Annotated in this window: 1 protein-coding gene; it reads right to left on the bottom strand. The window is 54.2% G+C overall.

From position 1 onward, the window contains the following. Positions 1-47: 47 nt before the first annotated feature. On the bottom strand, positions 48-428 hold a 381-nt coding region (locus HMPREF2959_RS05070; protein ID WP_147317654.1), incomplete at its 5' end, for a transposase.

Raw genomic sequence — 428 nt, forward strand, 5'->3', positions numbered from 1 at the left:
AGCAACTGTATTTTTCACCCCGTCGGGCAAAAATACCAAAACTCAAATCAAGCCGTCCGGATACCGTTTTCGGCGGTATCGTTTTCGGCAAAATAATCACGCATCCGGGCATTCGATATCGTCAGCAGTTTGCGCATACATGCCGTAACGGCAACCTTATACGGCTTACCCTCGGACGGCAGGCGTTGGTAGAAATCCCGAATAAGCGGTTCAAAACGTGTCGCTGCCACGGTAGCCATATACAGTGCCTTACGCACCGCAGACCTTCCGCCAAAGCAGCGGCTTTTGAATTTGGTTTCCCCGCTCTCCCTCGGGTGCGGGGCAATGCCGGCCAAACTCGCTATCCGTTTGTGCGACAGCCGCCCCAATTCGGGCAGCATCGCCATCAGCGTAGCCGTCGTTATCGAACCGATGCCTTTGATTTGCTC

Source organism: Neisseria sp. HMSC070F02, from assembly GCF_001814225.1.
In the GTDB taxonomy this organism is placed as follows: domain Bacteria; phylum Pseudomonadota; class Gammaproteobacteria; order Burkholderiales; family Neisseriaceae; genus Neisseria; species Neisseria meningitidis.